15 protein-coding genes are annotated in these 22,941 nt (G+C 48.9%); 12 read left to right on the forward strand and 3 right to left on the reverse strand.

Going from position 1 to position 22,941, the window contains the following annotated elements; all coding sequences use genetic code 11:
* Positions 1-102 precede the first annotated feature (102 nt).
* The 3 genes from FGB90_RS09030 to FGB90_RS09040 all read left to right on the forward strand — a co-directional run bounded on the left by FGB90_RS09030 (position 103) and on the right by FGB90_RS09040 (position 3,921).
* Positions 103-2,373, forward strand: coding sequence for a glycoside hydrolase family 65 protein (locus tag FGB90_RS09030; RefSeq protein ID WP_138810494.1), 2,271 nt, complete (start codon positions 103-105; stop codon positions 2,371-2,373).
* A 25-nt stretch (positions 2,374-2,398) separates the two neighbouring features.
* Positions 2,399-3,073 (forward strand): beta-phosphoglucomutase, encoded by a 675-nt coding sequence (pgmB, locus tag FGB90_RS09035; protein WP_138810495.1) that lies wholly within the window; start codon positions 2,399-2,401, stop codon positions 3,071-3,073.
* Between the two features lie 377 nt (positions 3,074-3,450).
* Positions 3,451-3,921, forward strand: coding sequence for a hypothetical protein (locus FGB90_RS09040; RefSeq protein ID WP_138810496.1), 471 nt, complete (start codon positions 3,451-3,453; stop codon positions 3,919-3,921).
* A 98-nt stretch (positions 3,922-4,019) separates the two neighbouring features.
* Here FGB90_RS09040 and FGB90_RS09045 read toward each other — a convergent pair whose 3' ends face one another.
* Positions 4,020-5,174: a CapA family protein gene (locus FGB90_RS09045; RefSeq protein ID WP_171051762.1), complete on the reverse strand. Its 1,155-nt coding sequence runs from the start codon at positions 5,172-5,174 to the stop codon at positions 4,020-4,022.
* A gap of 119 nt (positions 5,175-5,293) precedes the next feature.
* Positions 5,294-5,437: a hypothetical protein gene (locus FGB90_RS19650; protein WP_171051763.1), complete on the reverse strand. Its 144-nt coding sequence runs from the start codon at positions 5,435-5,437 to the stop codon at positions 5,294-5,296.
* Between the two features lie 402 nt (positions 5,438-5,839).
* Here FGB90_RS19650 and FGB90_RS09050 point away from each other — a divergent pair, with 402 nt between their 5' ends.
* Together FGB90_RS09050 and FGB90_RS09055 are read left to right on the forward strand one after the other, a co-directional pair.
* Complete coding sequence (locus tag FGB90_RS09050) at positions 5,840-11,533, forward strand: pullulanase (protein WP_246056116.1); 5,694 nt, start codon at positions 5,840-5,842, stop codon at positions 11,531-11,533.
* Between the two features lie 121 nt (positions 11,534-11,654).
* Positions 11,655-12,329, forward strand: coding sequence for an N-formylglutamate amidohydrolase (locus FGB90_RS09055; RefSeq protein ID WP_138810498.1), 675 nt, complete (start codon positions 11,655-11,657; stop codon positions 12,327-12,329).
* Positions 12,330-12,549: 220 nt separating this feature from the next.
* On the opposite strand, the gene FGB90_RS09060 is transcribed toward FGB90_RS09055, so the two are convergent.
* Positions 12,550-13,632 carry a YheC/YheD family protein gene (locus tag FGB90_RS09060; protein WP_138810499.1) on the reverse strand — a complete coding sequence of 361 codons (1,083 nt, stop codon included), beginning with the start codon at positions 13,630-13,632 and terminating at the stop codon, positions 12,550-12,552.
* Between the two features lie 282 nt (positions 13,633-13,914).
* Between FGB90_RS09060 and FGB90_RS09065 the strand changes: the two genes are divergently transcribed.
* The 7 genes from FGB90_RS09065 to FGB90_RS09095 all read left to right on the forward strand — a co-directional run bounded on the left by FGB90_RS09065 (position 13,915) and on the right by FGB90_RS09095 (position 22,934).
* A complete protein-coding gene (locus tag FGB90_RS09065) occupies positions 13,915-15,039 on the forward strand; it encodes a glycosyltransferase (protein ID WP_306419232.1) in 1,125 nt (374 codons plus the stop codon).
* A gap of 27 nt (positions 15,040-15,066) precedes the next feature.
* The gene (locus tag FGB90_RS09070) at positions 15,067-16,203 is read left to right on the forward strand and encodes a glycosyltransferase family 4 protein (RefSeq protein WP_138810501.1); all 1,137 of its coding nucleotides are present in this window, start codon (positions 15,067-15,069) and stop codon (positions 16,201-16,203) included.
* A complete protein-coding gene (locus tag FGB90_RS09075; RefSeq protein WP_138810502.1) occupies positions 16,200-16,964 on the forward strand; it encodes a glycosyltransferase family 2 protein in 765 nt (254 codons plus the stop codon). Before FGB90_RS09070 ends, FGB90_RS09075 begins: the two co-directional genes overlap by 4 nt.
* A gap of 77 nt (positions 16,965-17,041) precedes the next feature.
* Positions 17,042-17,815, forward strand: a complete 774-nt coding sequence (locus FGB90_RS09080) for an ABC transporter permease (RefSeq protein WP_138810694.1) — start codon at positions 17,042-17,044, stop codon at positions 17,813-17,815.
* A 21-nt stretch (positions 17,816-17,836) separates the two neighbouring features.
* Complete coding sequence (locus FGB90_RS09085) at positions 17,837-19,495, forward strand: ABC transporter ATP-binding protein (RefSeq protein WP_138810503.1); 1,659 nt, start codon at positions 17,837-17,839, stop codon at positions 19,493-19,495.
* Between the two features lie 9 nt (positions 19,496-19,504).
* Positions 19,505-21,460 (forward strand): glycosyltransferase family 2 protein, encoded by a 1,956-nt coding sequence (locus tag FGB90_RS09090; RefSeq protein ID WP_138810504.1) that lies wholly within the window; start codon positions 19,505-19,507, stop codon positions 21,458-21,460.
* Positions 21,441-22,934, forward strand: a complete 1,494-nt coding sequence (locus FGB90_RS09095) for an ATP-grasp fold amidoligase family protein (RefSeq protein WP_138810505.1) — start codon at positions 21,441-21,443, stop codon at positions 22,932-22,934. Before FGB90_RS09090 ends, FGB90_RS09095 begins: the two co-directional genes overlap by 20 nt.
* Positions 22,935-22,941 lie beyond the last annotated feature (7 nt).

A 22,941-nucleotide genomic window follows, 5' to 3' on the forward strand; every position in this document is an offset into this window, starting at 1 on the left:
TTTAAGAATTGTTGAAAGGCTTTTCAGTCAACAGGGGAAAATACATTTTTATTTGAAAGGCTTTTCACGAAAACTTTAATACATTTTAAAGGAGTGCTCACATTGACCTGGAAACTGACACGCACAGAACTGAACACGGATGATCTTCTTGTAAACGAAAGCCTGTTTGCCACCGGGAACGGCTATATCGGTGTTAGAGGGAATTTTGAAGAGGGGTACGGGGAAGGTCAGACTTCCATCCGCGGCACATACCTGAACGCTTTCCACGACATTACGGGCATTGAATACGGTGAGAAACTGCACGGTTTTCCCGATACCCAGCAGAAGCTTCTTAACGTTATCGACGGACAGACTTTGGAAATCTACCTTGACGGCGAGAAGTTTTCCCTTTTTGACGGTGAAGTTATCGATTACGAACAGACGCTGCACTTTGACCGGGGGATCTCCGAGCGTCTCGTGCACTGGCGTTCACCGGAGGGGAAAGAAGTGCGAATTTCGTTTCGCCGTCTCGTATCTTTTACAGTAAAAGAACTGTTTGCCCTGCAGATCCGGATCGAACCTCTCTCGGAAATCAACGAGGCGCGTATTGTGAGTACGATAAACGGAGACGTATCCAACTTTACCGATCCAAACGACCCGCGTGTGGCTTCGGGGCACGCTAAGCGGCTGGAGGTACTGAAAGCAGAACACGAAAACGGGCAAACCACTGTGATCGACCGCACGCTCGAGTCGGAACTTGAAGTCGCCTGTACAGCGCAGACGCAGGTTAGCCTCCAGGACGCAGAAAAAGAAGTCCTGAAAGAAGGCGGGAAGATTACGGAGACGTATACGCTGCCACTGAAGGAAGCTGTCAATTTCACGAAAAAGAACGTGTATACCGATACACTAAGACACGGAACTCGTGTTGAAGAGGAAGGTGCACGCGTCTTGGACGAGGTGGCGGCCAAATCGTTCGGTGAACTTGCCGGTGATCAGAAAGCCTACATGGACGCATTCTGGAAAACGACAGACATTCAGATTAAAGGGGACGATGATCTGCAGGAAGGCCTGCGTTTCAACCTATTTCACCTCCTGCAGTCTGTGGGTAAAGACTCGGTGAGTAACATTGCTGCCAAAGGGCTTTCAGGCGAGGGATACGAAGGACACTATTTCTGGGATACAGAGATCTACATGTTTCCTGTATTCCTCATGAGCAACCCGGATTTCGCAAAGAACCTTCTCATGCACAGGTATTCCCTCCTTGACGCCGCACGTGAGCGTGCAAAGGAAGTGGGACATGACAAAGGAGCACTTTTCCCGTGGCGGACGATTACAGGCAACGAGTGCTCGGCCTTTTTCCCGGCGGGAACAGCACAGTATCATATCAGTGCCGACATTGCCTACAGCTTTATTCAGTACTATCTGGTCACAAAGGACGAGGCGTTCCTCCGCGATTACGGGGCGGAAGTGCTGTTTGAAACAGCGCGCCTCTGGCTTGATACAGGGCACTTCCAGAACGGGCAGTTCCGCATCGATGATGTGACAGGACCTGACGAGTATACGTGCATCGTAAACAACAACTACTATACGAATGCCATGGCCAAACATAACCTGGCGTGGGCAGTGAAGGCGTACCGGAAGCTTGAAGAGGAAGACGAAGGAGCGCTCAGTAAGCTCGCTGAAAAGCTTGGACTTACGGGTGACGAGACGGACGACTGGGCGCTTGCAGCAGAGCAGATGTATCTGCCGTACGACGAAGAGCGCGGCATTCACGCTCAGGATGATACGTTTTTAAACAAGAAAGTATGGGATCTTGATAACACGCCGAAGGAAAAGTTTCCGCTGCTTCTCAACTATCATCCGCTGACTCTCTACCGCTACCAGGTCTGTAAGCAGGCGGATACGATTCTTGCGCATTTCCTTCTGGATGAGCAGGATCTCGAAACAGTGCGCCGCTCGTACGAGTACTACGAAAAAGTGACCACTCACGATTCATCCCTGTCTTACTGTGTGTTCAGCATCATGGCCTCAAGGCTCGGCGACGGGGAAAAAGCGTACCGTTACTTTAACAAAACCGCCCGTCTTGATCTTGACAACACACACGGGAATACGAAGGACGGACTTCACATGGCCAACATGGGCGGCACGTGGCTTGCAATCGTCTACGGATTTGCTGGCGTACGGGTAAAAGAGGACGGCCTTGTGTTCAACCCGTCTCTGCCTGAACAGTGGAGCGGTCTCACTTTCCGTATGCAGTACCAGGGCAGCCTGGTGGAAGTGGAACTTGGGGAGCAGGACCGGACAAGTTACACGGTTGTAGAAGGCGGCGGACTTTCTGTGTCCCATAAAGGTGAGCCGATTGAGCTGAAGCAGGGAGAAAAGGTGACGCTGTAGCGTCAGGATTGGAGGAGTGATTTTGATGGGGAACAACGTAAAAGCATTCATTTTTGATCTCGATGGTGTAATAACAGACACTGCCGAATATCACTTCGAAGCGTGGCAGGCACTCGGAAAAGAGCTCGGTATCGAGTTTGGCCGTGAGTTTAACGAACAGCTGAAAGGCGTCAGCCGGGAAGAGTCCCTGGAGCGGATTCTGGCGCTGGGAGACGGTAAAGCCGACCTATCGACGGAGGAAAAGGGCCGGCTGTGTGATCAGAAGAACGTGCACTACAAGAAACTGATTCAGGGAATTACGCCAGACGATATTCTTCCGGGCATCATACCGCTTCTTGAAGCGATCCGGAAAGCAGGCATCCCAACAGCAATCGGCTCCGCCAGCAGAAATGCCCCGGCGATTATCAGCCTGCTGGAGCTGGATTCGTATTTTGATTACATCGTGGACGCAGGGAAAGTGAAGGCGGGCAAGCCGGATCCGGAAACGTTCACCGTGGCAGCGGATCACTTCGATGTTCCATATGAAAACTGCATTGGAATCGAGGATGCCCATGCAGGCATACAGGCTCTCAAGGCAGCAGGCATGTTTGCTGTCGGAGTCGGCTCTGAGGAGCATCTGAGTGAGGCGGATTTCCTTGTGGAAAGTACGACTGATTTGAAGTTTGATGCGCTGGTTGAGGCATTCGGCAGGAAAGAATAGCAGTTTGTAATGTTTATGACCGGACTCTGATGCAGGGTCCGGTCTTTTTTGCCGGGCTGTAAGAATTGATTCAGCTTTTATTTGAGGGGATTTGGTAGTTAATTAATTTATTTAGTTGTAATTTTGAAAGATATAGCTATTAGTTTCAGTGATTTAGCTGTTAATTTCATGGATTCAGCTTTTAGTTGTATTTCCAGGATTCAGCGTCCCTTTCACAGGGACCAGATTTTTAGAAGCCTGGCATCCTATGCGACTATCAGGAAAAATGGGGAGATTGCATGCCTGCGGTGACGTTCTGGAATCATACACCACCCCCTCCCCGAATAGGATAATCAGAGAGACAACCGTGACAGGCCTTGGAGAGGGAGGGGGAGCAGGTGTTAAAACGCAGAAGAAGAGGACCGTCAGCCGGTTTCGTGCTGATGATACTTGTAACGCTCACAGTCGTGGCGTTTTCTGTCTACCTGGTCCTCACCTCGGGGTCAAGGCAGGCGGAACGTACGGTGGATACGTTTTACTCCCTCGAGCAGGAAGGCAAATTCGCATCCTCATGGGAGCTGTTTCATACCGATATGCAGAGCCGCTTTACCCGTGAATCCTACATTCAGGACCGCTCCCACGTATTTATTAATCACTTCGGCGTAGACACGTTTGAATACGAGCTCTCGTCCCCGAAAAAAGTAACCCACTGGCAGAAGCACGAAGAAGCCGTTGCCCTTGATGTCTACAAAGTGATCGCCACGAAAAAGTACCGGGGAAAGTACGGCTATTTTGAATTTGTGCAGCACGTCTTCGTGGCTCAGGAGAACGGAGAGTGGAAGGTGCTGTGGGATTTTAACGGGCAGTAGGCCGCAGCGGAGGGAGAACCGGCATAACTCCGCGCGTGACCACCACCACTAATCCCAATCAAAAAGAGGGCGCCCCATCTACAGGGCACCCTCTTTTTCTATTCCAGCAGCTGTTCCGTATGATTGATCATTTTCTCTGCCGACTTATCGATGTATCCTTTTTCATAAGCATCTTCAAGCAGAATCACCCGGTAGTCGTCGTGATCGTTGTGATGCACAAACGTTGGCAGAATATTGGGCTCTGAAAGCTTGATTTCCGTTTCCCCGGCTGTGACGGTTTTCTGTACGTTCAGGCGGGCGATACCGCCAATGTCTGTGTATTCAAAAACCTGACCGGACAGGAAGTTCCCGAGTGAATAATAGACGATCGCTTCACGTCCGTCTTCATCTTCCAGCCACTCGATCGGCTGAAGGACGTGAGGGTGGTGCCCGATTATGATATCCGCCCCTGCATCCACCATCACCTGGGCCATGCGCTGCTGCTCGGCGTTCGGCATCAGTACGTACTCGTCCCCCCAGTGGGCATGGACGATCACCACATCGGATTTTTCACGGAGAGCGGCAATCTCATCCGGGAGCTCAGGATTATCCAGCAGGCTGACGCTGTACTCGTGCCCCTGGGGTATCGGAATGCCGTTCGTGCCGTAGGTATAGGAAACGATCCCGAAATCAATTCCGTTTACGTCAATGATCCGGTCGGTGGCCCGGTCCTCCTCACTTTCAAAAATACCGGTATAGTCCATCCCGATTTCATTAAGGTGATCAATACTGCTGTAGATTCCTTCAAGCCCTGCATCGAGAGAGTGATTATTTGCCAGACTCAGAAAATCGAAGCCTACAGTCTGAAGGTCCGTTGCGATCTGCCGGGGACTGTTAAAAAGCGGGTAGGTGGACAGGCCGATGTCCGTTCCGCCCGGCATGGATTCCTGATTTGCCATAACGAAGTCAAGTTCCTGTATGTAGGGTTCAATCGGTTCGAGCATCGACAGGAAATCGTATCCGCCGTCTTCGGTTTCAGCGTCGTCGTAGACCCGGGCATGAAGCAGAACGTCTCCTACAGCCCCAATGCTGGCTTCGGTGACAAAGGTCCTGGCAGCCTCCCCGCTGCGGCTGAGGTCAGCAGGGGTTTCGGCTCCCCTTAGGCCCAGTTCGTCTGCATAAGCTGTTTCTTCAGGCTGAAGGAATGTGAAAAACAGGATGACCGCTGCGGCTGTGAAAACAAAGGGGATGAGGACATAAGCAGTGCGTTTCAAGGGATACAGTCTCCTTCCTGGCATGATTTGTAACAATTGTAACACCATCTGGGATTTATATGGGCAAAAAGAGACAGGAAAGCTCCTGTTTTTATAAAACAGGAGCGAAGTATGTAAGTTTATGTTTCTTTAGGCATGGAGGTTCTGATTTTCTCGATCAGGGCAGAAGCAGTTGCGTTTTCCTGGTTTCCCATTTCGAGCAGTTCGGACAGCAGCACCTTTAAATCCTCCTGGGATAGCATATTTTCCTCCAGCGTCTTCAAGCGAAAACCTCCTTTTACATTATATGTATTAAATATAGTGCGAATTTCTTGTCAGGTAAATAGGTTTTTTGGGATTTATTGAGTTATTACCATGAAAACCTGAAGTTTAAACATGTCATACCGGGTCTTTACGTTCAGTAAGTCTCCAATAAGTGACTATAGAACCAATTTCAAAATACTTTTAAAAACACCTTACTTTTCTGACAATTCATTGTATAATACTTGCGAAAGCGCTTGCACAAAAACTGTAAATTCCGGTTTTCGTTCAAGCTGTCTTTTTTAAAGATTTGTGCAAACGCTTTCATAAATTGCGCAGTTTTGCACATTAATTGCACTGTTCATGAGGGGAGGGACATACAGGCATAACAATTCTGCTATTTTAATTGAGGGGGAAATAAAAAAATGGGTAGAAAAACGAAGCGGTATGCTTCCGTGTTTATGATTGCGGTAATGATGCTGAGCATTTTTCCTGCAGTTTATCCAATGCAGACAGCCGCATCAGAAGGTACTGAAGCGTCTGCCAGTGAAAACAGTACTGTTAAACTTACCTACGAAAGAGAAGACGGAAATTACGATGACTGGGACGTGTGGGTGTGGAATACCGGAGTCCAGGATGACAACATTGATTTTACGGACTTTAAAGACGGAAAAGCCACAGCCTACATTGAAACTGCTCCTGGAGTTGAGCGGATCGGGTTTATTATCAGAAAAGATGACTGGGAAGACCGCGAACCCGGTGGTGACCGGTTCATCGATGTAAACCGGCAGGATCCTGTAACGAAGGTACATATCCAGCAGGGGCAGGAAGACTTCCATACCGTACCTGAAGTTTCCGGACCTGCAGTCGATGGCGGCAACGTCACTTTTTACTACCGGGATCCGGCACTGTACCTGGATGACGAGATGGATACAGTGGAAAAAGCGGAATTGAATTTTCTTGGCGAAACGTACGAAATGACATACGAGGAAGCCAATGAGCGTTTTGTGTATGAATATGGAGGACTCCCTGAGGGAGAGCACGAATATTCGTTCAGTGTGACACAGAACGGGGAGACCGCAGAGGTTACGGATCCCTACAACACGGTCGACGGCAAGTCAGTCGTCAGGTCGTTTCTTTCTGATTTTAACTTGACAGGTGCAGTTGAGCCTGAAGCAATTGATTACAACGAAAATGCCGTTCTTTCGGTTGAAGTGGATACTGACAGTGAAACAGCAATCAGCCGTATTTACGCAGATACGTCAGCCCTGGGCGGGCCTGAAGAGCTTGAAGTTGACCTTGAGCTGATGGAAATTACGGTGTCAGTGGCCCATGATGTTACAGCAGGTGTAAAGGATATTCCCCTTACGCTGGTTGATGAGTACGGGAACCGTCACTACGGCGAGGCGGAACTTGAAGTGAATGCCCGTCAGGTTGTGGGTGAAGACGACTTCGACTGGGACGAGGCGATGATTTACTTCATGCTTACGGACCGCTTTTTTGATGGTGATGCCTCCAACAACGATCCATATGGACTGAATTACGATACTGACAAGCGGGGAGCGTATCAGGGCGGAGATTTCAAAGGAATCACGGAAAACCTTGATTACCTTGACAAGCTCGGCATCAATACGATCTGGATCAGTCCGATTGTGGAAAACGTTAAGCACGATGTGCGATTTAACGATGAGGATGGAGTAGAGGACGAGCCGTACTTCGGCTACCACGGCTACTGGGCAAGCGACTTCGAGGAGCTGAATCCTCACTTCGGAACGATGGAGGATTTCCACGAGCTTATCGACGAAACGGCAGATCGCGGCATGAAAGTGATGATCGATGTGGTATTGAACCACACCGGTTACGGGCTGAAGGAAATTGACGGCGAACTGCCGGAAGAGGAGCGTCCTGAAGGGTACCCGACGGATGAGGAACGGGCCTTCTTCAGCGACATGCTGCGTCAGGGGGATGACGTTGGAACTGACGAAGTGACCGGAGAACTTGCGGGACTTCCGGATTTCATCACTGAAGACCCTGAAGTGCGCCAGCAGATCATCGACTGGCAGACAGGGTGGATCGAAAAATCACGTACGGAAAACGGCAACACCATCGACTATTTCCGTGTCGACACGGTGAAGCACGTGGAAGACACGACGTGGATGGCGTTTAAAAACGAACTCACACGTGAAATGCCTGAGTTTAAGATGATCGGAGAGTCGTGGGGAGCCGGTCAGAACGACGATCACGGCTACCTGAATACCGGTATGATGGACTCTCTGCTGGATTTTGAGTTCAAATCTACTGCCGGCGACTTTGTAAATGGAAGACTTGAAGCTGCGAACAGCCGCCTTGAAACGCGGAACAGCCAGCTTGATAATACCGCAACGCTTGGGCAGTTCCTCGGAAGCCACGATGAGGAAGGCTTCCTCTACAGTGTCGGCGGTGACGAAGGAAAGCTGAAAGTGGCAGCGGGCCTCCAGATTACTGCAAAAGGCCAGCCGGTCATCTATTACGGGGAAGAGCTCGGCCAGTCAGGCGCTGACAATTACCCGTTCTACGATAACCGTTACGACCTGGCGTGGGATGATGTGGAAGGAAACAGCATCCTCGAGCACTACCAGAAGCTTCTTTCGTTCCGTGGAGATCATTCGGAAGTTTTTGCCCGCGGAGACCGGAATTTTGTGAGCGGGTCTGATGAAGACGAATTCCTTCTGTTTGAACGGGCACACAACGATGAGAGTGTGTTTGTAGGCCTGAGTACCGGTGAAGACCAGAGAGAAGTTACGGTTGCAGTGGACTCTGCAGACGCCGTGGTAACTGACTTCTACAGCGGCAATTCCTATGAAGCCGGGGAGGATCACCTTGTGACGTTCCCGATTCCTGCCATGAGTGAAGGCGGAACGGTACTTCTCACTGTGGAAAACGGGACAATTACTGGTTCCGAAGATGACGGTGTAACAGAGCCCGTAGAAGGCAGCACCATCCGGATTCACTACGACCGGGACGATGATAATTATGAGAACTGGGGCCTGTGGCTCTGGGATGATGTTGCTGAACCTTCCGACAACTGGCCTTCAGGCGGGACGTGGTTCGATCCTGACCAGGTGACCGATTACGGAGCTTATCTGGATATTGAACTGGCAGAAGATGCGGAAAAAATCGGCTTCCTTGTTCTGAACCCGCAGGGGGATAAAGAGGGGGACGACAAATACCTTGAGATTATTTCTCCTGACATGGAGGAAGTATGGATTAAGGAAGGGTCTGACCGCGTATGGCTTTATGAGCCAATTGACCTGCCTGAAAATACAGTAAGAATCAATTATGAACGCGCTTCATCCGAGTCCGATTTCGGTGCACTGTCAGGTGTGACCTATGAGCCTTGGGGGCTCTGGATGTGGGGCGATGTGGCAGTCCCTTCTGAAGAAGCAGGTGACTGGCCGACCGGTGCCACCCCGTTCTCAAATGAAGATGTGGGTAAATACGGCGCCTACCTCGATATAGAAGTTATAGAAGACGCACAGGAAATCAGCTTTATTGTCGTAAACCGTGAAAACGGCGAACAGTCAGGCGATATGCACGTGAATATGAACAACGCAGACGAGCAGCTCTTCGTCCGCGAAGGAGACGATACAGTGTATACGAATCCTTATTTTGCAAAAGTGGAAGGCCTCACTTCAGGTGAACTGCTCTCTGATGAGAGAATTGAACTGACGTTTTCCTCCACACTGTGGCTTACAGAGGAAGAGCTGATGGAAGGCCTTGCCATTACGGACAGGGACGGTAACAGCATCACTGCTGATTCCGTTTCAATCGACAGTGAAACCAAAGTGAGTGTGTATGGAACGTTCCCTGTCGCGCAGGAACCATACACCGTCACATACGGTGACCGGTCTGTGACCGCTTCTGCAGGCTGGCGCCTCATCGATGAAATGTATGCCTATGACGGTGATCTCGGCGTTCAGCTTCACGATGACGGCTCTGCCACACTGAAACTGTGGTCGCCGAATGCGGATAACGTTTCGGTCATTCTTTACGACCGTGACGATCAGTACGAAGTCACGGCAGACGGTCTTGATATGACCTACGGTGACAGGGGCGTATGGGAAATTACCCTTGACGAGACAAACACAGGCGTAAACGACCTTACCGGTTACTACTACCACTACGCCATTGAGCGTGACGGGGAAACAAAAGTGGCTCTCGATCCTTACGCGAAATCCATGGCAGCGTGGAACAACTTCGACGAAAATCTCGATGAGGATAAAGTGATCGGAAAAGCGGCGATCGTGGATCCATCCGCAATCGGTCCGGACCTCGAATTTGCCGACATTGACGGTTTCGAAAAGCGTGAAGACGCGATCATTTATGAAGTTCATGTGCGCGACTTTACGTCCGACCCATCGATCGATGATGAACTGGAAGCACAGTTCGGCACGTTTGCTTCCTTTGTGGAACGACTCGATTACATCGAAGATCTCGGCGTGACCCACATTCAGCTTCTCCCGGTGATGAGCTATTTCTGGGGTGACGAACTGGCCAGCGGTGAAAGAGAGCTGGAATGGTCTTCAACAGGAAACAACTACAACTGGGGCTACGACCCGCACAGTTACTTCTCGCCGACAGGGATGTATTCGGAAAACCCTGAGGATGCAGAACTTCGAATTGAAGAACTGAAAAACCTGATCGACGAGATTCATAACCGCGGCATGGGAGTTGTTCTCGATGTGGTTTATAACCACACGGCCCAGGTGAAAATCTTTGAAGATCTCGTTCCAAACTACTACCATTTCATGGACGCAGACGGGACTCCGCGCACGAGCTTCGGCGGGGGGCGTCTCGGCACCACACATGAAATGGCAAGAAGAATCCTCGTCGACTCCATCACTTACTGGACAGAGGAATTCAAAGTTGACGGTTTCCGTTTTGACATGATGGGTGACCACGATGCGGAAAGCATTCAGATTGCCTACGATAAAGCGAAGGAAATTAATCCGAACATCGTAATGATCGGGGAAGGGTGGCGCACGTTTGTCGGTGACGAAAACGGCGGAGATGTTATGCCTGCCGATCAGGACTGGATGCAGTACACGGAAAGTGTCGGTTCTTTTTCCGATGACTTCCGAAACGAGCTGAAATCAGGGTTTGGAAGCGAAGGACAGCCGCGCTTTATTACCGGCGGTGCCCGCGACATTCAGCGCATCTATGACAACCTGACGGCGAACCCGCATAACTTTACCGCAACGAACCCCGGGGACGTAGTGCCGTATATCGCTGCGCACGATAACCTGACGCTTCACGATGTCATTGCCCAGTCGATACAGAAAGACCCTGAATTCCACCAGGAGGAAATTCATAAACGGATCCGTCTGGGGAACACGATGGTACTGACGGCGCAGGGAACTTCATTTATTCATGCCGGACAGGAGTTCGGCCGCACAAAGCAGTTCCGTTCCGAAACAGACGAAGCGCCGTACAAGTCGACCTACATGACTGATGAAGACGGAAACCCGTTCACGTATCCGTACTTCATCCACGATTCGTATGACTCTACGGATGCCATCAACATGTTCGACTGGAACAAAGCGACGAACGCAGAGGAATATCCTATCAATAATATGACCCGTGAGTACACGACCGGTCTCATTGAACTGCGCCGGTCAACAGACGCCTTCCGCCTGGGGACTATGGAAGAAATCGATGAGCGCGTCTCCATGATTGACGCTCCGGAAATCGGGGATACGGATCTTGTCATCGGTTATAAAGCAGTATCCACCGATGACACAGGCACGTATCACGTGTTTGTAAACGCAGATGATCAGGAGCGTACACTGACTCTTGAAGAAGATATTACGGATGGAACCGTCATTGTGGACGGAAACGAAGCGGGAATCACTGAAGTATCTGACCCGCAGGGCTTTGAGCTTTCCGAAAGCCAGATTACCATCGATGCTTTAACGGCAGTGGTTGTCCGCATCGGCGGCGACTTCTCTGACGGCGATCTCTGCCCGGGACACCCTGGTAAAGGCAGAGGAAACGGGCCGCCACCGCACGCCTGTGAGCCCGGACGCCCGCCTCATGCCGGGGAGCCTGGACCACCACCGCATGCGCGGGGGAACAGATAACGATTTAATTACCTTGTTACCACCCACTGGTTTTAATAACCGGTGGGTGGTATTTTAAGGGTGGAATTTTTCTGTCTGTTACCGCACTATTAAAATGGAATCACAGAAAAAGGAGGGGGATATGGGAGGGATGATGAAGCTCAAAGCGCACTATGAAAACGGAACGCTTTATGATCGGATTTTTCAGCTTGAATCACGCTTTTCCCAAAACGGATATAAGGGAAATATGGATGCTTCGGTACCTGCCGATTTCCGGGAAGGTTCAAACAGTGTCCTGATTACAGCACCCCATACTGTGACTCATATCAGAGACGGTGAGGTGAAACTATCGGAGCCGTACACAGGAGCTCTTGCTCTTCTGATGAACGAATATTCCGGTGCCCATACTCTTTACGCCTTGAAGGAAACACGCGATCCCAACCAGTACAACGATACATATTTCAAAGAGGAAATGAGCCGTGTAATCCGTAAATACAATATTTCACTTGTAATCGACCTTCATGGAGCAGCCAGTCACCGGCCATTTGACGTGGACATTGGAACGAGTCACGGTACTCTGGCAGGAGCTGGTGATGTGAGCCGACTGAAAGACAGTCTGGCAAAATATGATTATCACAGAACATACGAGAATCATACTTTCACAGCTTCTGATGCTTCCCACGTAGCCAATTATGCTGTAAATGAGCGTGGTGTCACGGCTATGCAGGTGGAACTGAACAGAAGCATGCGGGATCCCCGGCATAACTTTGAGGCATTTTACCGGACACTTCTTGCTTTTGCAGATTACCTGGATTAAAAAGTGATAGAGTACCGGTGGACCGGCGAACTAATAAAGGTTATTCCGGTTACAAAAAGAGGATGTCCCCTTAATCCGGGACATCCTCTTTTTTCAGCCTCTCTTTGCAGTGTTACAGAAGACGTTTTTTTATTTGGCTCTGTTAAATCTTAATGTTAATTTTTAAAAGTTGATTGGAGCGAAGTGAGCGAAAATCAACAACGAACTTTAACAGAGCCTTTTATTTAGTCATCCTGGCCAGCAGGCCTTTTTTGCCGGAATGATCACCTGGTTTGGAATGTTTCGTATCATTTTGAGCAGCCAGGTAGGCAGCGTAGGGAATAATGTTCAGCGCACGCTCAAGCTCCTTAAATTCCGTACCCGGAAATGTATTGGCTTCGTAGAGCCAGATTCTTCCGTTCTGGTCAATTCCAATGTCAAAAGCGAGCTCGTCAAACGGATGGTCATACAGTTCATCCATGTGGGCGGCAAATTGTCTGGAGAATTGTTTGACGTTTTTCATAATCTTTTTACACTCTTGCTCCCCGAATTTATCCGTCAGTACTTTTTTCATATCTGCTACGGCTGCACCGCGGCTTCTGCTGCAGTTAATGCCGGAACCCGGGGAGACCCTTGAGAAGAAGAAATTAATGACCCACTTTCCTTCTCCGTTCTTCTGCATCACAGTGCGGTAATCGCAGGGATGACCTTCCGCTGTCCGGCTGTCGATATACGGCTGAACAAGGTAGGACTCTTCAGCGGTTTTGCCTTCCACCAGTTTGAGGACGCCTTTTTTATTGAGGGAGAGCTGGTCCATATAATCATAAAAGGTGTAGGAGTCTTCATCTTCCTTTGCAAAGAAAAACACATCCCGCCCCTGATTGCCTTTGATCGGCTTAATGATAACCTGATTGAATTCCTCCAGATAGTCAATGACCATTTCTGGGTTTTTCAGTTCGTCTGATGGAATCAGATAGTCGTTGAATTCACCTGCTGCTTTAACTTTATTGTAGACTTTTACTTTGCTTCCTTCCGAATGGGCTGTGAATGGGACATCTTTTTTAAGCCTTTTATAAATGGCCCTGATTTCGGGGTCCCTCCGTGGAAAGTCATTAATAACCACATCAGGAAAATCAAACAGGTTTTCATTCCACTTGTAACCATCATACTCGTGCCCGTGGATTTTCTTCCTGTCAAAATCAATGCCGTCGGGATTGAAGTAAAAGAACCGGTGGCCCTGTGACTGTGCTACCAGGGCATTTGAAATTGCCTGTTTATTTTTGTGTACTTTCTTTTTTCTTCTAAGCATGCCGATGACTGCCATATCTATCTGACCTCCTTGTATGTGTGTGAACTCATTATGTTTTGGGGCAGGGTGATTAGCAATAGAAGAAAGTTGGTAAAATTCGTGAGAGTATGGGACGGATCACCGTGTGTACCTGGTAACATTCCCTTCACACAGGCAGGGTTAAACACAGTGGAGGAAAAAGGACACCCGAACTAAACAGTATATGGCAGGCAGACGACTGCCGAAAAAGGGCGGTTCATGTGTTATAATTTGTAGTTGGACTGTACTGTCCTTTTGTTAATTACCGACAGAAAAGAGATGTTTTTGTTGAAAAAGATAAAAGTAATGTTTTTTATTTATCAGATGGGAGCAGGCGGCGCGGCGCGGACACTCCTGAATATTATTAACAACCTTGACAGAGAGCGCTTTGTTCCTGTTCTCGTCACCCTTGATTTTGACGGCTCCTATGAGTCGGAACTGAAAGATGATGTGAAGCTTATTAAGCTTAATACCCAAAGGCTGAGCCGGTCAGTTTTCAGGCTGGCTCGTGTGATCAGACAGGAAAAAGCTGATCTTGTATTCAGTACAATACCGAGAGTCAATACGATTGCGATCCTTGCAGGGATGCTTTCATTCTCAAAAGCGAGAAACATTGTCCGCGAGGCAGATAACTTAAGCGGAGGGCTGAAAACCTCTCTTCAGCTGAAAGCCTTTGGACTCGCCTACAAATGTGCAGGTCAGGTGGTCTCCTTATCTGAAGGAGTGAAGGAAAACCTGGTGAAAAGGTACGGCTTAAAATCCGAGAACATAAAAGTTGTGTACAATCCGATCGATATTAAGGCGATTAACCGGAAACTGGAGAGCGGCATCCCGGCAGAACACAAAGAGATCTTTGACACAGACGAAAAAGTGATTGTAACAGCCGGACGGCTGGTGAAACAGAAGGATCAGGCTACACTTATAAGAGCCTTTGCCAAGGCCAGGGAGCAGGTGGCATGCAGACTTGTCATCCTGGGCGAAGGCGAACTGGAATCATCACTGAAAGAACAGGCTGTAACAGCCGGAGCTGGGGAATCAGTTCATTTTATAGGCTTTCAGAGAAATCCTTACGTCTATTTTAGGGAAGCTGATGTGTTTGCGCTTTCCTCCCTGCATGAAGGTTTCAGTCACGTAATTGCAGAAGCACTGGCATGTGGAACGCCGGTCATATCGACCAACTGCAAATCCGGCCCGGAGGAAGTGCTCGATTTTGGCAAATACGGATATCTGTGCAATGTAGGGGATGCAGACAGGATGGCAGAGTACATGGTGAAAGTTCTGACTCTGCCGCAGGAAGAGAAGGAATACCTGGCAGAGCAGGGGCTCGAGCGCGCTGCGTTTTTTGATGCCGGTAAAATGGTGGCGCAGTACGAGAAAATTATGCTCGAAACCTGCTCGAAGTAATGTCGACTAGTAAATAGAGGTGTAGTAATGGGGAATACCGGAAAAGTCGTTCATATCACAACTGTGCATCACCCGCTTGACCCGCGGATTTACTATAAAGAGTGTGTGTCTCTTCAGAAGGCAGGCTATGACGTAACCCTGATTGCACCGGAAGCGGAGGGGATGGGCGAGGAGCATCCGGTTCCTGTGGCAGCGTTCAGCAAAAGCAGGAACCGTTTTGTCAGTATGCTGTTATCCCCTTTTAAGGCTTACCGGATGGCAAAAGGGATGAATGCGGATATTTATCATTTTCATGATCCGGAGCTCCTTCCAATTGCATGGCTGCTGAAAAGGAAGACCAATGCCGTTATTTATGATATCCATGAGGACTACGAAACGGGGATTGTGCAGCGGAATTACCTGAATCGTCCTCTGCGGGTACTGGCAAGCAGAGTGTATAAAGGCGTTGAAAAGCTTTTATCATCCTCAATGAAACTCTGTCTGGCGGAAAAGTATTACAAAGAGAAATATCCTGAAGGCCGCTGTATTCTGAATTACCCCCTTGTTAATGAAAAGCTGCTGGCCGGGGGCAAAAACAGCCGGCCGAAGAATCAGCTTATCTATACAGGAAACGTCCGGATCGACCGCGGGGCACTCATTCACTCGGCCATTCCCTCCTATTGCCCCGAAGTTTCTGTTTCTTTTTTCGGGCAATGCTCGTCCAGCCTGGCTGACCGTATGAAAAAGCAGGCAGAAGAACAGATGGATAAAGTGACGATTGAGGGAGTCGGGCGCTACGTCCCGAAAAATGAAATAGATGAAAACCTTGCAAATGGGAAATGGCTTGCGGGCCTTGCGGTTTTTCCCCCATCGCCTCATTTCAGGAAAAAAGAACTTACGAAGTTCTTTGAATATATGACAGCAGGGATTCCGATTATCTGTTCTGATTTTCAGGTATGGAAGGATTTCGTCCGTAAGTACGATTGCGGGATTGCTGTAAATCCGGACAGTCCTGAAGAAATCCGGGGTGCTGTTACTTACCTGATGGAAAATCCTGACCGGGCAGCGGAAATGGGGGCAAATGGTCAAAAAGCCGTTTTAAACGAGCTTAATTGGTCAAAAGAGGAAGAGAAACTGGTAAGCTGGTATCGTGAAATAGAAGGTACACTGGAGTGGAAAAGATGACGGATAAAAAAAGACCGCTCGTTTCGGTCATTACACCGGCCTACAACGCGGAAAAATACATTACTTCTACGATTGAATCCGTCCAGCTCCAGTCCTTTTCAGACTGGGAAATGATTATTGTTGATGACTGTTCGGACGATCAGACCTTTTCGATCGTTCAGGAGTATGCACAGAAGGACTCAAGAATCCGTTTAATTGCTCTTTCTGAAAACGGAGGTGCAGCAATATCGCGAAACACCGCCATCCGGGCGAGCCGCGGTCGCTATCTGGCTTTTCTCGACAGCGACGATCAGTGGCTACCCGATAAACTGACCCGGCAGCTTGAATTTATGAGAGAGAATAAAGAAGCGTTCACTTTCACCGCCTACCGGGTTGTGGACGAAGTCGGTAACAAAACCGGGAAAACGATTGAAGCACCGGAAAAGGTGACTTATCGTGATCTCCTGAAAGAGAATATGATCGGCTGTCTGACTGTGATGATTGATACCGAACAGACAGGGCCGCTGGAAATGGTTAATATCCGTACGAGACAGGACTATGTTCTGTGGCTTGAACTCTGTAAGAAAGGATTCCCCCCGACGGGAATCAACGAGGTGTATTCTCTCTACAGAGTGACGAAAAATTCCGTTTCCAGTAATAAAGTGAAAATGGTAAAGCAGAACTGGCGCGTGTACCGGGACATCGAACGGCTGAACTTTGCCAGAAGCTTATGGTACTTCAGTCATTTTGTTCTTCTTAAAATAAGGAAATACTTAACCTGACTTCAGGGTCGGGAGTTTAGCATGAAGCTGCAGATTGGAAGTGTGTGACGTTGTTACGGAATTATATTGAAGAAATAATGAAGAGAAAAGACCTCCTTCTGTACCTTGTGAAATCCGGCTTAAAGGCGGAAAACAGGAACAGCTATCTTGGATACTTCTGGTGGCTGCTCGATCCCCTTTTAAATGTTCTTGTCTATTACTTTCTTGTCGTTATTATTCTCCAGAGAGGCGGAGAAAACTATGCGGTTTTCCTTGTAATTGGACTTGTAGGCTGGCGTTGGATGAACACCACGGTAAATACGTCGGCCCGTTCCATTACCAAACACGCGTCGATTATAAATCAGGTTTACCTGCCGAAATCGATTTTTCCGATGGCCGCGACCTTTACACAGGGCTTTAACTTTATCTTCGGTCTGGTCGTTGTAGCAATTTTCCTGGCAGCCTTTGGCGTCATGCCCGGATGGCAGGCGGTATATCTTCCTTTGATTGTCTTCATACAGCTGCTGTTTTTATCGGCAATCAGTCTGTTTGTAGCCTATATCTGTGTGTTTGTCCGTGATATCGATCACATACTGTCGCACGTGCTCCGGATCTTTTTCTACGCCTCCCCGATTATCTGGGAAGGGGGCCGTCTTGCAGACAATCTCCCGGAAAACTATGAATGGGCCCAGTGGCTTGTTGCGGTGAATCCGGTAGCGATCATTCTCGAATCCTACAGAGCAGTACTTATGTATCAGGCGACTCCGCAGTTTACCGGTCTTTTTATAATTGGAATCCTGTCTGTCGCCGTAATCGTCTGGATGCTGTATTTCTACAGCAGAAACGAGCACAAAATCATAAAAGCGCTCTAAACTTTTAAATGAGGGATTTCTATGTCTTTAACTAAAAAAACAGCAAAGACTGGACAGAACAATAGAGAAGTGGTCATCCAGGCGGCGAATCTCGGCGTTTCCTTTAATACCGGATACCGTAAAGATGATTACAAGTCCCATGTCATCAATATGTTTAAAAAGGACAGGGAAGAAAAGGACAAGCGGACGGTCTGGCCGTTAAGGCACATGGATTTCACCGGTTACCAGGGGGAAATCCTCGGCATTATCGGATCAAACGGTGCAGGGAAAACAACCCTGTGCAAAATGATCTCAGGCATTCTGCATCCTGACGAAGGTACGATTTCGGTTGATGGAAAAGTATCGGCCCTTTTCTCTCTTGGTATGGGCTTTAACAAGGAACTGACAGGCCGGGAAAACGTCTACCTGAATGGAATGATGCTCGGTATTGAGAAGAGTAAAATTGATGATTTTTTTCAGGATATCTATGAATTTTCAGAGCTTGGCACGTTCATGGACAGACCGATGAAAATGTATTCAAGCGGAATGAAGGCAAGGCTCGGATTCAGTGTGGCGGCGTTTCTTGAGCCGGAAGTTCTCATTCTCGACGAAGCATTGAATACAGGGGACATGGCCTTTGGAAAAAAAGCTGCGAAGAAAATGAAAGAGCTGGTTTCAAAAGCCAAAATGGTCATCCTTGTTACGCACAGTCTGAAATATGCTGTCAAATACTGTGACCGTCTCATGTGGCTTGATAAAGGTGTAATCCGTGAGGTGGGCGATCCTGAGGAAGTTGCGGACAATTACAAAGCCTCTGTTCCCCAGCGGAAAAGGCGGAAGAAACGTGAACTTCAGATCAGCAAAACGGATACAAATGTCAGGCAGAAGACGGTAGTAAAAGCCAGTGACCTGAGTGTCGGCTATAAATACAAAAAAGAAACATACTGGGCGCTTAAAAACGTCAACTTTGATATAAAGGAAGGCGAAGTTGTAGGGATTATCGGTCATAACGGTGCCGGGAAGAGCACGCTTTGCCGGCTTATGACCCGTATCCTTTTTCCCGACAGAGGTTCTCTTGAACTGAATGGGGACACGACTGCCCTTCTCGGTTACGGGACCGGTTTCAATGAACAGCTGACAGGAAAGGATAATATCTACCTTAACGGGATGCTGCTTGGTATAGATAAGGAGAAAATCGACCGTGATTATCCTGAGATCGTGCGTTTTTCAGAACTGAAAAGCGCTATCGATAAACCGGTCAAATCCTACTCCAGCGGGATGCAGTCCCGGCTTGGCTTCAGTATTGCAGCCACTATTAAACCGGATATTTTCATTATCGATGAAGCCCTGTCCACTGGGGATATGGCGTTCAAACAGAAAGCAAGTGAACGGATCCAGGAAATGATGGAGGAAGCGAAAGCGGTCATCATTGTCTCCCACAGTATGAGCTTTGTTGAAAAGCTCTGTACCCGGGCGATCTGGATGGAGAAAGGCCAGGTCCGTTTCGACGGGGATCCGGAAGAAGCGGTAGGTCTGTATAAAGCTGAAGTGAAAAAAGCTAGAAACGAGAAAAAGAAAAAACGCCGTAAACCAACCGGCGGAAAACGCCGGGAAAAACAGGCTCGGAAAAATAAAGATCAAAAAAGCGATCCGTCCGTGTCCGTTCAGGAGCATGAACGAAAATCGGCCGACAGGAAATAGGTGCTTGCTATGCTGAAAAAACTGATCAAAAAAACCATCGCAACTGCTGAACGAACAGTGTATAGGGCGGTACCGCCGAAACAGCGGGATTATCTTAAAAACCGCCTTACGGATAAGCAGAAACAAGTCATAAAAAAGCTCTTTTTCTCGGGGAAGTGGCAGCGCAGGGAGATCAACGCAGCGAAACACCGGATGAATAATCTGGGATTTACGGAAGCCGGACTTGAAGAACTTAAAAGCCTCACGTCTGCCGATGATCCATATCTGTCACGGCTCGCAAAATGGGAGCTTGTGCAATGGTATGGGAACCAGTATTCACAGGAGGAAGCAGCAGAATCCCTGAAAATAATCAGTGAGCTTGAAGAGGAGGAGCATGACCCGGTACGGAAGCGTCAGCTTGGGATTATGAAAGCGGAATGTCTCGATCTGCTTGGGCAGATCGATGAGGCTAAAGCTGTAATAGAACGTGATCTGAAGGAAGAAGTCCACCCGGATCTTCTGCTCGCCGGTGCTAATCTTGAAAGCTCGGAAAAGGAAAGGCTGTCCTGGATTAACCGGATGTACAGAGAGTTGGACCTTCAGCCACTTCGTTTGTCTGATGACGCGGAGAAGCCTCCCTACGACCGGATTGGGAACAGAGATAGCGGACCGGGTGAAATTGAACGTGGTGAAGCGGAAAAAGTCTCTGTGATCATGCCGGTTTATAATGCCGAAGATGTTCTCCACACCTCTCTTTGTTCCATCCTGAACCAGACCTGGACGAACATTGAGTTATTTGTGGTTGATGACTGCAGCTCGGACGAAACGCTCAGCGTTGCCAGACAATTTGCAGAGCAGGACTCGAGGGTGAATGTCATCCAGGCCGACCGGAACGGGGGAGCCTATAAAGCGAGGAACCTTGCTCTATCCAGGGTAACCGGTGATTTTGTCACCGTTCACGATGCTGATGACTGGTCACACCCTCAGAAGTTCGAAAAGCAGGTCCAACACCTGATTAAACATGAAAATGTAATGGGTAATACATCACAGCAGGCGAGAGCAACGAATGACCTGAAATTCTACAGACGGGGTAAGCCGGGGATCTACATTTTCAGCAATATGTCCTCCTTTATGTTCCGGAGAAAAGAGGTAACCGAGGCGCTCGGTTACTGGGATACGGTTCGGTTTGCTGCTGATTCCGAATTTATCAGGAGAATAAAAAAGGTGTTTGGTGAAAGGTCTGTTGTGGAAGTCCCAACAGGGCCGCTCAGTTTTCAGCGCCAGACAGAAACCTCCCTTACAGGAAATTCGGCATTCGGTTATCACGGATTTAAAATGGGGGCCCGGCGGGAATACGAAGAAGCGCATGATTTTCATCATAACAAGGCAGGCAGCAGCCTCTACTATTCATTTCCCCAGCACGAAAGACCTTTTGCTGTCCCTGAACCGATGTGGCCGGAAAAAGAGGATAAAACAGACGGATACCGTATGTTCGACGTGGTATATGCTGCAGATTTCAGAAAGCCGGAAGAACAGGCAGAACGGTATGTGAGTGAAATTCGCCAGCTGAGCAGCAGCGGTCTGAAGGTAGGACTTGTCCAGCTCTTCACGTACGACCTTGACCCTGGGAAAGTTGTCAGCAGTGAAATAAGAGAGCTTCTCAATCGTAACGAAGCTTATATGGTTGTATACGGGGAAAGTGTGACCTGCCGTCACCTGGTCATCCGTGACTCGGAGGTTCTGGACGTATGGCAGAAATATGTTCCTTCGATCCGTTCCGAAGAGATGACGGTCGTGGTTGAAGCGGAACCTGAAAAGGCCAGCCTGCAAAAACGCTGTGAACATGCTGATCTATATTTCGGGGAGAAAGGCACCTGGATGGCTGGCGATGATGCTTCTCTTTCTCCAGAAGATTTACCCGAAGGAACGGATGTTTCCCGGGATAAGTGGAAGGTGGAGGCTCTGAATGTCCATGAACAAGGATGATCGTTCCTTACCCGGAAAAAGACCTGAAAACCGTGAACAGCAGCTCATCGAGGAGCTTGTCCGCGTATCGGCGGAAAAAGAGCAGCTTGACCGGAAATACAGACGCGTGCAGGAAGAAAAGCAGGCAGTAGCAAGAGAGCATAAACAGGCAGTCAGCACGGTGGGGTGGAAAACGAGGAGCAGTTTGAGGAAAGCGCTGAAAAAAGTGCACAGGTTCCTGTTTGGCAGTACTATTCACGAGCTGAAGCGGAAAAACCTGCAGCTTCAAAACGATAAAACCCGCCTTAACCGGCAGTTGAAAAATAAAGAAGACGAGGTTGGCCGCCTTGCTTCAGCAAAAGATGCGCTGGAAGCTGACATTACCCGGCTTCGCATGGAAATTGAAGAAATCAGTGAGGACGAGCTGCAGGCACTTGTGACGAAGTCACTTGAAACAGGGGAGATTCTTTCAGCTCTCGATCAGCTTGTCTCCACTAAAGGCGCCCATGAAACCAAATACCTTGCCGCGTTAAGAAAAGCTGCCGGTCATTATCTGCATCAGCAGGGCCTCCCGAGAAATGCTGTTTACAATCGTGTTCTTACCGGCATGAAGATGGATGAAGTGCCTGAATTTATGATCAGGTCCGCTGAAAAAGATACGGGAGTTGAGCTGAACAGGTTAGCCTCATTCCGTGGAAGCCTTACCAGCCGCTCCATTCTGCGGCAGACCGATCATGGAATGCCGGAGTGGCTCCTTGATCGTAAAAAGGCAGCGTACCGTCTGGCAGATCTTTCAGGAGTAAAGCGGCCATGGGTAAGTGATCGTGTGTATTCGGTGGATACCCTGCCCGAAGAGGATCGTGTAGTCGTAAAACCTGCTGATGGGGCAGGAGGACGCGGAGTCTATCTTGTTTTCAGCAGTGACCGGATTGAAGACGTGAAACGCTCCCAGACCCTTAACAGCCGGACGGATCTTCTTACGAGCATGCGCGAAGACCTGGCTGCAGGGCGAGTGGAGAAAGACGAGTGGGTGCTTGAGGAGCTTGTTGCAGATGCAGACGGGGAGCCTGCCAGGGACCTGAAGTTTTACTGCTTCTACGGTAAGGCGGCCCTTGTACTTGAGGTAATTCGATATCCCGAGACGAAATACTGCTGGTGGTCGCCTGATGGTGAAAAGCTGCACACGGGTAAATACGGTGACCGGCTGTTTAATGGAAACGGCTTTACACAGGAGGAACGGGAAGCGGCAGAGAGGCTTAGCCTGGACATGCCGGTTCCCTTTATGAGAATCGACTTTCTTAAAACGGAACGGGTATTTATGTTCGGTGAATTCACACCAAAGCCGGGTAACTACGATGCCTTCGACGAACAGACAGACCGGATCCTGGGTGAATTTTTCATGAATGCTGAACAGAGGCTGCTTCGTGATTTACTCAATCAGAAAATGTTCCAGTCTTATGAGAGGACGCGGTCTGAAGAAGGCCGGTATAACTGACAGGGGG

Origin of the sequence: Alteribacter natronophilus, assembly GCF_006007885.1 — a bacterium.
GTDB lineage: Bacteria > Bacillota > Bacilli > Bacillales > Salisediminibacteriaceae > Alteribacter > Alteribacter natronophilus.